Genomic DNA, 13,640 nt, shown 5'->3' with positions numbered 1-13,640 from the left:
GGGTGGGGAGGGTCCCGCGTACCTCGACTGACCGATCGGTTAGATTGCTGTCCAGTCGGTCAGCCCAGCTGCGGAGGTACTGCCATGGCCCATTCCGGTGAGACCCAGGAACGTACGACCTGCTGCATCGTCGGCGGTGGACCGGCGGGCATGATGCTCGGCCTGCTGCTCGCCCGTGCCGGGGTGCGCGTGACCGTCCTGGAGAAGCACCGGGACTTCCTGCGCGACTTCCGCGGCGACACCGTCCACCCCTCGACGCTCCGGCTGCTCGACGAACTCGGCCTCGGCGCGCGCTTCGCCGCCCTGCCCGCCGGACGGCTCGACGAGATGCGGATCCGGATCGGCACCAGCACGGTCACCCTCGCGGACTTCCGGCGGATGCCCGGCCGGACCCCGCACAAGTACATCGCGATGGTCCCGCAGTGGGACTTCCTCGACCTGCTCGCCGAAGCGGCCGCCGCGGAACCCACGTTCACGCTGCGCCGCTCCACCGCAGTCACCGGTCTGACCACGCTCTCCGACGGCCGCGTCACCGGGGTCCGCCTCACCGACGAGCACGGCACCGCGGGCGAACTCGCCGCCGACCTCGTCGTGGCCTGCGACGGGCGCGGCTCGGTGGTCGCCCGCGCGGCGGGCCTGCGGCAGAATCCGTACGAAGTGCCCATGGACGTATGGCAGGTTCGCGTCCCCGCCCCGGCGCCGGACAGCGCGCACAGCGGCCGGGTCCTCGGGTACTTCGGGGACGGACAGGTCGCCGTCACCATGGACCGCGGCGACTGGTTCCAGACCTCCTACCTCATCAAGAAGGGCACCGACGCCGAGCTGCGCCGCCAGGACGTGAGTGTGCTGCGCGAACGGCTCGGCCTCCTCTTCGGCTGGGGCGCGGAGACCACCGCCGCCATCGCCTCCTGGGACGACGTGAAGATGCTCGACGTGACCATGGGGCGGCTGCCGCGCTGGTACACCGACGGCCTGCTCTGCATCGGCGACGCCGCGCACACCATGTCCCCGGTCGGCGGCGTCGGCGTCAACCTCGCCGTGCAGGACGCGGTCGCCACGGCCCGTCTCCTCGCCGGCCCGCTGCTCCATGGCCGGGTCCAGGAGGCCGACCTCGCGCGGGTGCAGAAGCGGCGCGCGCTGCCCATGGCCGTGACCCAGAAGTCGCAGCTCGCCGAGCACGACCTGCTGATCCGCCCAGCCCTCGACGGCACCCTCGACAGGGTCCCGCTGCCGATGCGCCTGACCCGCCGCTTCCCGCTGCTGCAGGGCATCGGCGCGTACGTCGGCGGTATGGGCGTACGACCGGAACACGCGCCGCAGTTCGCGCGCCGCGCCCCCGCCGCACCGGTCAGCGGTCGACGGCCCGCAGCGTGAACTCGACCAGCTCGTCGGCGGCCGCGTCCAGGTCGAGCTCGGGGTGCGTGAGCCAGGCCGCGACCACCCCGTCGATGGCGCCGCCCACCGCGAGGGCGACCGTGTGCGGCGCGAACTCCCGGAACACACCGGCCTGTTGACCCGAGGCGAGCAGCTCGGCGAGGGCGTCGACGCGGCCCCCGGTGTCGTGCCCGCCGGGCGTCTTGAGCCGCGTACCGCCCGCGTCGTCGAGCAGCGTCTCGGTGATCACCCGGACATGGTTGCGGTGCGCCTGCTGGTAGCCGACCATCGCCCGCACATACGCGACCACCGCGGCCCGGGGGTCCGGTGCCGCTGCCACGCGCTCGTGCACGTACGCCGCGAACCGCTCGACGACATGCGTGAACGCGGCCCGCGTCAGGTTGTCCTTGGACCTGAAGTGGTAGAGCACGGCGGCCTTCGACAGACCGGCCTCACCGGCGACCGCGGCGAGCGAGGTCGCCGGGTAGCCACGGCTCGCGATCAGGTCGATGGTGCACGCGACGAGCTGCTCGCGGCGGGCCCGCTCGGTGAAGGTCGGCTCCCCTGAACCGGGGGCCCGGCGCGGGCTCATCGTCGTTCGTCTCCCCTGCGTACGGGCGGTTCCAGGCCGGAACCGACCGTACACCGGGGGAGCGGAACGGACTCGGGCGGAGGTGCGACTCAGGCGGAGGTGCCCGACAGCCGCTCGGCCGCGTCGAGGGTCTGCTCCAGGAGCACCGCGATCGTCATGGGCCCGACACCGCCCGGCACGGGCGTGATCAGGCTCGCGCGCTCGGCGGCGGCCGCGAACTCCACGTCGCCGACGTTCCCCTCGTTGTAGCCCGCGTCGATCACGACCGCGCCCGGCTTGATGTCCGCGCCCCTGATGAACTCCGGCCGCCCGACCGCCGCGACGAGGATGTCCGCCTCCCGCACGAGCGACGACAGCTCACGCGTACGCGAGTGGCAGTACGTGACCGTCGCGTCCCGGGCGAGCAGCATCATGCCGACCGGCTTGCCGAGGATCGCGCTGCGGCCCACGACCACCGCGCGCTTGCCGGTCGGGTCCACGTCGTACGCGTCGAGCAGCCGCATGATGCCGCCCGGTGTGCAGGACGCGAAGCCGGGCAGGGCGAAGCCCATCGCGGCGAAGGACCGCATGGTCACACCGTCGACGTCCTTCTCGGGCGCGATGGCCTCGAACGCGGCCCGCTCGTCGATGTGCGGGCCCACCGGGTGCTGCAGCAGGATGCCGTGCACCGTGGGGTCGGCGGACAGCTCGGTGAGGGTGGCGACCAGTTCCTCGGTCGTCGTCGTGGCGGGCAGCGGCACGTGCCGGGAGAGGATCCCGGCCTTCGCACAGCGGTTCCGCTTCATCTTCACGTACGTCACCGACGCGGGGTCCTCGCCGACCAGGACGGTCGCGAGGCACGGCGTGACCCCGGCGCTCTCGACCAGGGCGGCGGAGCGGGCGGCGGTGCGCTCCACGATCCGGCGCGCGACGGCGCTGCCGTCCATGAGCTGGGCGGTGCGGTTCTCGGTGGTGGGCTGTGCGGTCATCGGGTGCTCCCGGGCGTCGTCGGCATCTGCTGCGGATTCGCCCAGGCGCGCGGCCGCGTACCCCCCGGTGTTCCAGGAGTGGCGTACGCCGACGGAGACCGTCGGGCCGCTCCCCGGTGGTACTCCACCTCAGCGCCAGTCACGGCCCGCGTCCAGGGTAGACGAGGCCGCGGTGGCCCCGGGCCCCCGGTCCGTCGGCTTCACAGGCCGAACAGCTCCGGCCGGTCCGCGAGGGTACGGAAGAACTCCTGCGGCTCGGCGACCAGCTTGCGCACCTTGAGGTCAAGGAGACCGCCGACCCCGGAGACCTCCGCCGAGACCGTGCCGTCCGCCTTGCGGATGGTCTGCTCGATCCGGAACGTCCTGCCCTCGCCCCAGTGGAAGACGCAGTCCACGGTCACCTCGTCACCGGCGAGCAGCTCGCGCCGGTAGCGGATCGTGGTCTCCAGGACGACGGGGCCGATGCCCTTGTCCACCAGGTCGTTCTGCTCGATCCCGGCGGCCTTGAGCAGTGACCAGCGGGCGTGCTCCGCGTACTGGAGGTACACCGCCTGGTTCAAGTGCCCCTGCACGTCCGTCTCGTAGCCACGGACGGTCACGGGTACGGAGAACGCTTCAGTCACGGACTTCCTCACTTCTCTCAGCTCTCTCAGCGGTACGGGTGTCTCGGAGGTACGTCGCCATCATGCCCAACCGCGCCGGGTCATTAGCAACCAGGGTTGACTATCCCGATTAGTCAACTACGGTTGCTTGCATGTCCGACGGCAATAATTCCCCGCCCCCTGAACCCTCCGAGCGCTCCGAGCCCTCTGAGCCCGCCGACGCCCTGGCGGCCGTCGTGGCGTTGCGGCGCCTCGCCGATCAGCTGGAGGACTCCGCTGTCGAGCAGGCCATGCGGTCGGGATGGACCTGGCCGCAGGTCTCCGAGGCGCTCGGGGTCACCCGTCAGGCCGTCCACAAGAAGCACGCCAAGCGGCTCATCGCCGCGGGAGTCAAGTTGAGGAGGCGCGGCGATGAGCGCGTTTGACAAGTACCTGCACGCCGTCATCGTCCGGGCGATGGACGAAGCCCAGGACGACGGTTCGGCGACGATCGACGCGCACCATCTCCTGCTGTCGCTCGCCGCCGACGAGGGGTCCACCGCACAGCAGGTCCTGGCCTCGGCCGGGCTCGACCGCGACACCGTCCGCGAGGCCCTGGACCGGGAGTTCGAGCACAGCCTCAGCGTGGTGGGGGTGTCCGCGGCGACCTATGACCTTCCCGGTCCGAGCCGCGCCGCCCAGCAGCCCAAGCTGGGCGCGTCCGCCAGGCTCGCCCTCGACCGGAGCTTCGCCACCGCCCGCAAGAAGGACCTGCGGTCGACGCATGTGCTGCTCGGGATCCTGCAGGCGGACATCGGCACCGTGCCGCGTGCGCTCGCCCTGGCCGGTATCGATCAGGCCGAACTGACGGACCGCGTACGCCAGTTGCTCAACGGTCAGGACCAGGACCGGGACCAGGCCTAGGGCCAGGCCCAGGACCGGTGACCACCGCAACCCGCTGACGACCACGCGGGTCACACCCCACAAGGAGGAGAGCCACATGCACCAGCACACCCCTCGTGCGGACAACGGCAGCCACGAGGCGGTCCAAGTCCTGCTCCATGAAGCCGTGACGCAAGGTGGCCTTCCGGGGATTCTTGCCGAGGTGCGTGACGGCGACCGGGAGTGGTTCGGGACCGCGGGAGTGGCCGACACCGGGACCGGCGGCGAGCGTGAGCGGGAGCACCGGTTCCGTATCGGCAGCATCAGTAAGACGTTCGTGGCCACCGTCGTGCTGCGGTTGGCGGCGGAGGGCCGGCTGAGCCTGGACGACACCGTGGAACAGCGGCTGCCCGGTGCGGTGCGGGGCCATGGCCACGACGGTGCCGAAGTGACCGTCAGGATGCTGCTCAATCACACCAGCGGGATCTTCAACTACACCGATGACCAGGAAGCCCTGAACAGTCACGAGACCCACCCGCCCGAGACGCTGGTGGCGATCGCCATGTCCCATCCGCCCGCGTTCGAGCCGGGTTCGGGCTGGGCGTACTCCAACACCAACTACGTCCTCGCGGGCATGATCGTCGAACGGGCCACCGGTCGCGCACTCGCCGAGGAGATCACCGAGCGGATCTCCGGCCCGTACGGTCTGGCGGACACGTACCTGCCGCAGGGCAGCGACCCGACGATCCAGGGGCCGCACTCCCGGCACTACACCAAGCTGTTCCAGACCGGCCCCGACGCACCCGTGCACGACGCGACCGAGCTCGACTCGTCCATGTTCTGGGCGGCGGGCGGCATGATCTCCACCGCCTCGGACCTCAACCGGTTCTTCGGCGCCCTCCTTGGTGGCCGGATACTGCCGGCGGACCAGCAACGCGACATGTTCACCACCGTCCCCACCCGCGACTGGATCTCCGACGCCGCCTACGGTCTCGGCGTCTCCTCGGTGAAGCTGCCCCGTGGGGAGACCGTCTGGGGCATGGGAGGCGCGATCTTCGGATCGTGGTCCTACGCCTACGGAGCCCGCGACGGCGAGCGGATGCTCACCACCAACGTCAACGGCGACTGGGCCGACGGGCGTTGGGACGACCCCATCGGCGTCTTCACCGATCTGCTCGACACGAAGTTCGGCCACTGAGCGGCACCAGGCCAGACCTGCGCAGTCAGACCTGCGGGGGGTCAGACTCTGCGGGGTGAGGCGAGCAGCATCCGGCCGCCGCCGCGCTCGCCGTGCTCGCTGACCTGCCAGCCCGCCTCCGTCAACGCGGCCGCGCACGCGGTGAGTTCGGCACGTATCGCCTCGGAGGCGGTCCCGCCCGCGCCGGGTCCTGATCCGGGTCCTGATCCGGTTCCGGGCCGCACCCGAACCGCGACCGCCTCCGGCTGTTCGGTGTCCGTGACGTGGTACCCGGCCGCCGCCGCACGGCCCGCACCGGACGCCGGGGTGCGGCCCGCGGCCTCGAGGGCGAGCGCGGCCGCCTGCGCGAGATGGCCGCGCTCCCAGGCGCAGGGGCGGTCGGTGGCGCCGTCGGCGTTGGTCATCCGGCGCAGTTCGAGCAGGCCCTGCCAGGCGCTGTGGACCTCGCGGCGGCGTGCGGGCCCAGGCACGAAGGGCTCCGGCTCGGCCCCGGTGCGGGCCGCGAACACCGCGGTGCCGGGGTCGTCGGTGGGTGCCGTCGCGGGCGGGGCCGCGCTCAGCAGCTCGGCCCGCGCGCGGTGCCCGGCCGGGGTGAGGAAGTGCGCCCGCGGCGGCCGCGCGTGCCGGAACGCCAGGCCGAGCCGCACCAGCGCCGCCAACTGCGCCTCGGAGCCGGTGATCCGGCCCGTCACCTCGTCCGCGTCGGCCACGACCCGGCGCTGTCCCGCGGTCAGCCGTCCCGTCATCGGCCTGCCCCTTCCCGCCGTTTCCCCTGTGACCTCCATGGTGCCGCGTCCCACTGACAACGGCCGCCCGGCGGACGGCAGATGGGTGCGAGCGGCTAACTTACGTGGGTGCGCCATTCGAGTGCGCCGACGACTGTCGAACACGAGGGGACCGTTCCATGTCCATGCCTCCGCCCCAGGGCGGCCACCCCAACCCGTACGGCCAGCAGGGGCCGCCACCGCAGCAGTACGGCTACCCGCAGCAGCAGGGCCAGGCCCCGTACCCCCCGCAGCAGCCCTATGGGGGACCGCAGCAGCAGCACTTCCAGGGTCCGCCGCAGCAGCAGTACCAGGGCCCGCCGCCGCAGCCGCCGCGGCGCGGGGGCGGCGGGGTCAACCAGACGGTCGTGAAGGTCGTCGCCGTGGTACTGGCGCTGATCATCGCCGGTGTGTGGAAGTTCGCCACCGCGGGCGACACGGTCGAGGACGCCAAGAACGCGGCCAAGAACGACACTTCGGCCACCGGCGCCGACGTCGGTGAGTGCGTGCAGCGGCTCGGTACGGACGAGGAGCCCGACATCCGGGTGGTCGGCTGCTCCGACAAGAACGCCGAGTTCAAGGTCGCGGACGAGGGCATCACCGCGGCCGGCCTCACCTGCAAGGCGGGCGACTCCAAGTTCACCATCACGTACACGCGCGGCCGCTCCGACGTCGCGCTCTGCCTGACGCCGCTCAATAAGTAGGGCCCCACGACAGGCGTTACGCGCGCGTGGTGGCGGTTTTCGGAGCCGTGGAGATGCAAAGCCGCGGGGCTCAGGCATCAGCGACTCATGACTGCCGCCCGTCCAGCCGCTTGCCGCCGAACGCGCCCGAACCGTCGGCCCGTTGCCACCACGCCTCCAGACCCCGCTGGTCCAGGGCGGACCAGTCCGGGGTGCGGGCCACGAGCGCGTCGCCGAGGCGGCGGCCCAGGTCGACCATGGTCCGGCCGGTGGGCGCGCGTTCGCTGTCGTAGCCGTGCAGCGCCCGGGGCAGGTCGGGGGTCGAGGAGAGGGCGCGTTCCAGGGCCGACGCGTCCTGCAGCGCCTTGACCGCGCCCGCCCCGGTGTGCGGCCGCGCCACCGTCGCCGCGTCGCCGAGCAGCAGCAGCGGGCCCGCGGTGTAGCGGGGCGCGGTGAAGTCGTACAGCGTCTGCACGGCGAGTTCGTCGCGTGCCGTCTCCTTGAGGAGCGCGGCCCAGTACGGCGGCAGCAGGGCGTCGGCGACCCGGGCGAGCAGTTCGCGCTGCGCCGTGCTGAGCGTGTCGGCGGCGGAGCGGTCGCGCTCGTCCGGTGACCCGGCCGTCGCAGCAGGGTCCGCGGGCAGGGCGAGACCCGTCGAAGGGGCCGTGTAGAACACCCAGTTGACGCGCGAACCCGTGGGGTCGCCGGGGCCCGCGGGGATCCGGTAGACGATCAGATGGCCGCCGGGGAAGACGACGTACGCGCACTCGCCGACCGGCCAGCGCTCCGGATCGGCGAGCCGCTCCACCGGGTACGCGCCGCGCCAGGCCGGGTAGCCCGCCAGGCGCGGCCGCACCTCCGCGAAGGCGGCGCCGCGCACCACCGAGCGGTGCCCGTCCGCGCCGACGACCAGGTCGTAACGCTCGCCGCCCGCCTCTGTGCGTACCTCGGCGCCGGTCTCCGCGGGCGTGACGGCCTCCACGCGCGTGCCGGACCGTACGTCCGTCCCGGCGGGCAGCCGGTCGCGCAACTCGTGCCAGAGGGAACCCCAGTTGTACGTACGGAAGGGAAAGTCCATCCGCGCGATCCGGCGCCCCAGCGGGTCCGCGCAGGCCGTGTCCCGTACGTACCAGTGCCGGTGCCGCAGCTGCACCCAGGGCATCGCGGCGTCCAGATAGCCGGCCGCCTCCAGCTCCGCGTAGCGCGCGCCGTGCACGGCCACGCCCATGCCGCGCTCGCCGAGGCGGCCCGGTGCCCGTTCGTAGAGGGTGACGTTCTCGGCACCCGCGCGGTGCGCGGCGAGCGCGGCCGCGCATCCGGCGATGCTGCCCCCGACCACGGCGACCCGGAGCCCGCGCGTGCGCTGTCCTGCCATGACTGTGCCCGTCCTTCCGTCGGCGGCTCAGTTCACCAACGGGCGTACGGCGAAAGCAAGATGGCCCGCCGGGCCGACCGGCCGAACATCGACGTCCGGGCACGAGTTCCGGCCACGTGCCCGGACACGACCGTGCCCCGTGGTGCGCCTCGGAAGGCGCGCCACGGGGCACGGGTGGTGCTGGGGGGCTACCCCCGGTGGGACTCGGGCGGGACTCAGCCGGCCAGCTGCTCGTACGCGGGCAGCGTCAGGAAGTCCGCGTAGTCGGCGTCGAGCGAGACCTGGAGCAGCAGGTCGTGCGCCTGCTGCCAGTGCCCGGCCTGGTAGGCGTCCTCGCCGATCTCCGCACGGATCTTCGCGAGCTCCTCGGCGGCGATCTTGCGGGTCAGCTCGGCGGTGGCCTGCTGACCGTTCTCGAAGACGACCTCGGCGTTGATCCACTGCCAGATCTGCGAGCGCGAGATCTCCGCGGTGGCCGCGTCCTCCATCAGGTTGAAGATGGCGACGGCGCCGAGGCCCCGCAGCCACGCCTCGATGTAGCGCGTGCCGACCTGCACGGCCTCGACCAGACCCTGGTAGGTCGGCTTGGCGTCCAGCGAGTCGATGGCGATGAGGTCGGCGGCCTTGACGTCGACGTCCTCGCGCAGCCGGTCCTTCTGGTTCGGCTTGTCGCCGAGGACCGCGTCGAAGGAGGCCATGGCGATCGGGACCAGGTCGGGGTGGGCGACCCAGGAGCCGTCGAAGCCGTCGCCGGCCTCGCGGTCCTTGTCGTTCTTGACCTTCTCGAACGCGACCTTGTTGACCTCGGCGTCCCGGCGCGACGGGATGAACGCCGCCATGCCGCCGATGGCGTGCGCACCGCGCTTGTGGCAGGTGCGCACGAGCAGCTCGGTGTACGCCCGCATGAACGGAGCGGTCATCGTCACCGCGTTGCGGTCCGGCAGGACGAACTTGGCGCCGCCGTCACGGAAGTTCTTGACGATGGAGAACAGGTAGTCCCAGCGGCCCGCGTTCAGACCGGAGGCGTGGTCGCGCAGCTCGTAGAGGATCTCCTCCATCTCGTACGCGGCCGTGATCGTCTCGATCAGGACGGTGGCGCGGACGGTGCCCTGCGGGATGCCGACGTAGTCCTGCGCGAAGACGAAGATGTCGTTCCAGAGGCGCGCCTCCAGGTGCGACTCGGTCTTCGGCAGGTAGAAGAACGGGCCCTTGCCGAGCTCGATCAGACGCTTGGCGTTGTGGAAGAAGTACAGGCCGAAGTCGACGAGGGCACCGGGCACGGCGCGGCCGTCGAACTTCAGGTGCCGCTCCTCGAGGTGCCAGCCACGCGGGCGCATCACGACGGTGGCGAGCTCGCCGGCGTCCTTGAGGGCGTACGACTTGCCGGACTTCGGGTCGGTGAAGTCGATGTTGCGCGCGTACGCGTCCATCAGGTTGACCTGGCCGAGGACCACGTTCTCCCAGGTGGGAGCCGAGGCGTCCTCGAAGTCGGCGAGCCAGACCTTGGCACCCGAGTTCAGGGCGTTGATGGTCATCTTCCGGTCGGTGGGACCGGTGATCTCCACGCGGCGGTCATTCAGGGCCGCGGGCGCGGGGGCCACGCGCCAGGAGTTGTCCTCGCGGATCCGAGCGGTCTCCGGGAGGAAGTCGAGAGTAGAAGTGCGGGCGATCTCGGCGCGGCGCTCGGCGCGGCGGGTGAGGAGCTCGTCACGCCGGGGCGTGAACAGCCGGTGCAGCTCCGCCACGAAGGCGAGGGCCGCGTCGGTCAGAACCTCATCCTGCCGAGGCAGGGGCTCGGCGTCGACGATGGCCAGCGGGGACGGCGCTGGTGCGGACATGAGCTGTCACTTCCTTCAGCGGGATCTACAGAGTGCGGCCGAAGCACCTCGTCGCAGGTGCGGTGGCGGGAGACGGAAAGCCCAAAGGACGGCACTGAGTGCCGTCAGGGCTACATACCGGTTTCCGGTGCCACCGGAGCGCGGAGCACTTCTGACCAGTGGAGAATAGTTTCCTCATAGTGGAAGTTCAATGGTTTGTTGATGTCGAGATTCTCTGAGTCGACAGAACATGGCGCTGAGTGCCACGCCAGTCACTCAAGGTTCACAGAAGTCGCGCCAGATCCGCCTCCGTATCGATGTCCCAGGCCTCGGCCACGTCTCCGCACTCGACCCGGGTGATCTCGCTCTCATGCGCCTTCAGATAGGCGCGCGCCCCCCGGTCCCCGGTCGCCGTCGCCGCGATCCCCGCCCAGCGCTCGGCCCCGAACAGCACCGGATGCCCGCGCCGCCCCTCGTACGCCGCGCACACCAGACTCGCCGGAGAGGTGTACGCCCCGACGATCCGGCGCACCGCGTCCGGCCCGATCCCCGGCTGGTCCACCAGGGAGACGAGGGCCGCCTGCGGCGCACGGTCCGCTCCGGTCGCCCGCGCGCTGCCGCCGACGGCGAGCGAGTCGAGCCCGGCCCGCAGTGACGAGCCCATGCCCTCCTCCCAGTGCGGGTTCTCGACCAGGACGCAGCCGTCGAGCGCGGCCTGGTCCCGTACCCGTTCCGCGGCCGCGCCGATGACGACGTGCACCTCGGTGCAGCCGCCGTCGCGCAGCACCTGTACCGCGTGTTCGACCAACGGCCGGCCCCGGTACGGCAGCAGCGCCTTGGGGCGGCCGCCGAGCCGCCGCCCACCGCCCGCGGCGAGCAGCAGCCCCGCGATCCGCGGCCCCTCGTCCGGCGTCATCCGGCCACCTCACCCGTCGCCACGGGGGCCTTGCCCGGCAGTGCCGGAGCCTCACTCGTCAGTACGCGGGCCTCGCTCATCCGTACGGACCACTCACCCGTCCGTGCACCCGGCCGGGCCGTCCCGGCTTCGCTCCTGCGGCAGTCGCTCATACGGCCAGCCTACGAACGCCCCGGCGGCGGCGCGGGTCGGAACGGAACGCTTCGCTCCGCGCCGGGGCGTACGCGGGCCGTTCGAATTGCGTCAGGTTCCGTCCGGGGAGTGGCGTACGGCGCGGGGCGTGGCGTTTACTGGCCCGCGTCCCGGCCGCCGACCCTGCGCGGCGGGGACAGGGGGCAGGATCGCGGGCCGTTCACGGCCGCGACGTAACAAGCACGAGGAACGGCGCACGACGAAGTGCGAGGGGGCTGAACTGTGTTGCGCGGTGTGCGACAGAGACGACCGGCGGTGGGCGGCGACATGGACCCGGAGGTGGAGCGGCTGCGCTCCGCCGTGTCCCGGCTGCGCCGCGAACTGGCCGCGTATCCGGTCGAGTTCCCGGACCGGGGCATCGCCGAGGACGAACTCGCGGCGCTCGCCGCGATGGCCGCCCACGGCACCCCTGAGGTACCCCGGCTGCGCCGCTCGCTGCTGCTCATCGCGGGCGCGGTCGGCTCCGTCAGCGCGCTCGCGGGCGCGCTGACGGATGTGCGGTACGCGGTCGATGTGTTCGGGGAGCCGTCCGCGGGGCGCTGATCCGCGAGTTCCGCCCGGCGCTTCCGGCTTTTGGGTTCCGCCCGGATCGGGCCGCTCAGGCCACCCAGTGCCTGGTGCGGTCATGCTCGCGGGCCGCCGTGGGCAGCCCCGCGGCCATCGTCGCGGCGAGCCTGCGCACCGCCTCCACGCACACCTCGGCGGGCAGCGCGTACGGGATCCGCAACCGGTGCTGGTGCGTGCCCGGGTCGGCGCCGAAGCGGGCGCCGCCCTCGATCCGTACGCCGTGGTCGAGTGCCGCCGTCGCGAGCGCCGACGAGACCGGGGCGCCCAGGTCCACCCACAGGCAGAGCCCGCCGGGCGGCAACTGCCAGCGCCACTCGGGCAGTTGCTCGGCCAGCGCGCCGGTCAGCGCGGCCCGCTGCTCGCGCAGCAGCGGCAGCCGCTCGGCGAGCACCGACTCCGTGCGCTCGACCAGCTCGACCGCCACCAGCTGGTCGAGCGTCGACGTGGCGATGTCCGTCGGCACCCGGTGCGTGGCCAGTTCAGTGATCATCTGCGAGCCGGCCCGCACCCAGCCGATCCGCAGCCCGCCCCAGTGGGTCTTGCTCAACGAGCCGACGGTGACCAGCTGTTCACCCGTACCGCGCCCGGCGAGCGACGTGAACGGCGTCGGCGCGGGCACGTCGAGGGCGATGTCCGTGAGCGTCTCGTCGACGATCATCCAGGTACCCGTACGGCGCACCGTGTCGAGCAGCCGCAGGCGCTGCTCCACGGGCATCAGATGGCCCGTCGGATTGTGGAAGTCCGGGACCATGTACGCCAGTCGGGGCGCGGTCTGCCGCAGAGCCGACTCGGCGACCTCCGCGTCCCAGCCCTCGTCCGTCACCGGCACCGGAACGGCCCGCAGCCCGCCCCGCCGCACCGCGTCGAGGACCGTCGCGTACGAGGGGTTCTCCACCATGACCCGGTCGCCGGGGCGGCCGAGCACCGCCAGGGTGAGCGAGACCGCCTGCTGCGCGCCCGAGGTGATCAGGATCTGCTCGGGCAGGGTGGGCAGCCCGCGCCGGGTGAACCGCCGGGCCACCGCCGCCCGCAACTCCGGCAGCCCGTAAGGGTGGTAGCCCGCCGTCGCCGCGTGCCGGGCCAGTCCGCCGCTCACCGCGTCGAACGCCGCCCGGAGCGCGTCCTGCGGCGCGTACGGAGCGGCGAGCGCCAGGTCGATCACGTCGTCCTCGTCGGTGAACGCGGCCACGCTGCTGGGCCGCCGCCCGTCGGGGAGCGCGGTCCAGGTGCCCGAGCCGCGTCTGCTGTGCGCGAAGCCGTCCGTACGCAGCAGGTCGTAGGCCGCGGTGACCGTGGCCCGGCTGACGCCGAGCGCGGTGGCCAGCTCACGTTCCGCGGGCAGCCGGGTGCGCAGGGCGATGCGGCCGTCTAGCAGCAGGGTGCGGACGCCCTGGGCGAGCGCACGGTAGCCGGGGCGGTCCCCGGCGGTGGCGGTGAGCAGACCGGCCAGACGCCGGCTGCCGAGCGTGTCCGTGCTGTCCATGGAGCGGACCACTTGCATGTCTGCCATGCCAAATCCCCTTGATTGGCCCTGCTGTCCCGGCCAATCACTCTACAGAGTGGGAGGCGGCAGGCCGAAGTGGCCTGCTTGGATCGGCGCCGCTCAGCGGGGCGTCCGGTCCCGTGGGTCGGGGTTCGGGCTCGAGTTCGAGTTCGAGTTCGGGGAGGAGCGCTGATGCGGACGGAGATCGAGAGGGTGCGGCGGTACGAGGCGGCCGAGGCGGAGGGGGC

Annotated in this window: 14 protein-coding genes; 6 read left to right on the top strand and 8 right to left on the bottom strand. The window is 72.3% G+C overall.

The window, feature by feature from the left end; genetic code table 11:
* Positions 1-84: 84 nt before the first annotated feature.
* Positions 85-1,374 (top strand): FAD-dependent oxidoreductase, encoded by a 1,290-nt coding sequence (locus GUY60_RS22995; protein WP_161700839.1) that lies wholly within the window; start codon positions 85-87, stop codon positions 1,372-1,374.
* Here GUY60_RS22995 and GUY60_RS22990 read toward each other — a convergent pair.
* The 3 genes from GUY60_RS22990 to GUY60_RS22980 all read right to left on the bottom strand — a co-directional run bounded on the left by GUY60_RS22990 (position 1,349) and on the right by GUY60_RS22980 (position 3,557).
* Complete coding sequence (locus GUY60_RS22990) at positions 1,349-1,966, bottom strand: TetR/AcrR family transcriptional regulator (protein WP_161700837.1); 618 nt, start codon at positions 1,964-1,966, stop codon at positions 1,349-1,351. The genes GUY60_RS22995 and GUY60_RS22990 overlap by 26 nt on opposite strands.
* An 89-nt stretch (positions 1,967-2,055) precedes the next feature.
* Entirely contained in the window at positions 2,056-2,934 is an 879-nt protein-coding gene (locus tag GUY60_RS22985) for a bifunctional 5,10-methylenetetrahydrofolate dehydrogenase/5,10-methenyltetrahydrofolate cyclohydrolase (RefSeq protein ID WP_161700835.1), read from the bottom strand.
* 200 nt (positions 2,935-3,134) lie between these two features.
* On the bottom strand, positions 3,135-3,557 hold the full coding sequence (locus GUY60_RS22980; protein WP_161700833.1) for an acyl-CoA thioesterase: 423 nt from the start codon (positions 3,555-3,557) through the stop codon (positions 3,135-3,137).
* Positions 3,558-3,688: 131 nt separating this feature from the next.
* Between GUY60_RS22980 and GUY60_RS22975 the strand changes: the two genes are divergently transcribed.
* The 3 genes from GUY60_RS22975 (at position 3,689) to GUY60_RS22965 (ending at position 5,595) form a co-directional block, all read left to right on the top strand.
* Positions 3,689-3,961 carry a hypothetical protein gene (locus tag GUY60_RS22975; protein WP_161700831.1) on the top strand — a complete coding sequence of 91 codons (273 nt, stop codon included), beginning with the start codon at positions 3,689-3,691 and terminating at the stop codon, positions 3,959-3,961.
* Positions 3,948-4,439: a Clp protease N-terminal domain-containing protein gene (locus tag GUY60_RS22970; RefSeq protein ID WP_161700829.1), complete on the top strand. Its 492-nt coding sequence runs from the start codon at positions 3,948-3,950 to the stop codon at positions 4,437-4,439. Before GUY60_RS22975 ends, GUY60_RS22970 begins: the two co-directional genes overlap by 14 nt.
* A 76-nt stretch (positions 4,440-4,515) precedes the next feature.
* Positions 4,516-5,595, top strand: coding sequence for a serine hydrolase domain-containing protein (locus GUY60_RS22965; protein ID WP_161700827.1), 1,080 nt, complete (start codon positions 4,516-4,518; stop codon positions 5,593-5,595).
* A gap of 41 nt (positions 5,596-5,636) precedes the next feature.
* Here the strand turns inward: GUY60_RS22965 and GUY60_RS22960 are convergent, their stop codons facing one another.
* Positions 5,637-6,341, bottom strand: a complete 705-nt coding sequence (locus tag GUY60_RS22960; protein WP_161700825.1) for a hypothetical protein — start codon at positions 6,339-6,341, stop codon at positions 5,637-5,639.
* 158 nt (positions 6,342-6,499) lie between these two features.
* Between GUY60_RS22960 and GUY60_RS22955 the strand changes: the two genes are divergently transcribed.
* Positions 6,500-7,063 (top strand): LppU/SCO3897 family protein, encoded by a 564-nt coding sequence (locus GUY60_RS22955; RefSeq protein ID WP_161700823.1) that lies wholly within the window; start codon positions 6,500-6,502, stop codon positions 7,061-7,063.
* An 85-nt stretch (positions 7,064-7,148) separates the two neighbouring features.
* Here the strand turns inward: GUY60_RS22955 and GUY60_RS22950 are convergent, their stop codons facing one another.
* The 3 genes from GUY60_RS22950 to GUY60_RS22940 all read right to left on the bottom strand — a co-directional run bounded on the left by GUY60_RS22950 (position 7,149) and on the right by GUY60_RS22940 (position 11,150).
* Positions 7,149-8,417 carry an FAD-dependent monooxygenase gene (locus GUY60_RS22950; RefSeq protein WP_161700821.1) on the bottom strand — a complete coding sequence of 423 codons (1,269 nt, stop codon included), beginning with the start codon at positions 8,415-8,417 and terminating at the stop codon, positions 7,149-7,151.
* Between the two features lie 215 nt (positions 8,418-8,632).
* Complete coding sequence (gene aceB, locus GUY60_RS22945) at positions 8,633-10,255, bottom strand: malate synthase A (protein ID WP_161700819.1); 1,623 nt, start codon at positions 10,253-10,255, stop codon at positions 8,633-8,635.
* 262 nt (positions 10,256-10,517) lie between these two features.
* The gene (locus GUY60_RS22940) at positions 10,518-11,150 is read right to left on the bottom strand and encodes a nucleotidyltransferase family protein (RefSeq protein ID WP_161700817.1); all 633 of its coding nucleotides are present in this window, start codon (positions 11,148-11,150) and stop codon (positions 10,518-10,520) included.
* A 459-nt stretch (positions 11,151-11,609) separates the two neighbouring features.
* On the opposite strand from GUY60_RS22940, the gene GUY60_RS22935 reads away from it, so the two are divergent.
* A complete protein-coding gene (locus GUY60_RS22935) occupies positions 11,610-11,885 on the top strand; it encodes a DUF5955 family protein (RefSeq protein ID WP_187370104.1) in 276 nt (91 codons plus the stop codon).
* 55 nt (positions 11,886-11,940) lie between these two features.
* Here GUY60_RS22935 and yczR read toward each other — a convergent pair whose 3' ends face one another.
* A complete protein-coding gene (gene yczR / locus GUY60_RS22930) occupies positions 11,941-13,419 on the bottom strand; it encodes a MocR-like transcription factor YczR (RefSeq protein WP_312866394.1) in 1,479 nt (492 codons plus the stop codon).
* Positions 13,420-13,640: the final 221 nt, after the last annotated feature.

Origin of the sequence: Streptomyces boluensis (genome assembly GCF_009908195.1) — a bacterium.
GTDB classification, from domain to species: domain Bacteria; phylum Actinomycetota; class Actinomycetes; order Streptomycetales; family Streptomycetaceae; genus Streptomyces; species Streptomyces boluensis.
This window is presented reverse-complemented; position numbering and strand designations above follow the sequence as displayed.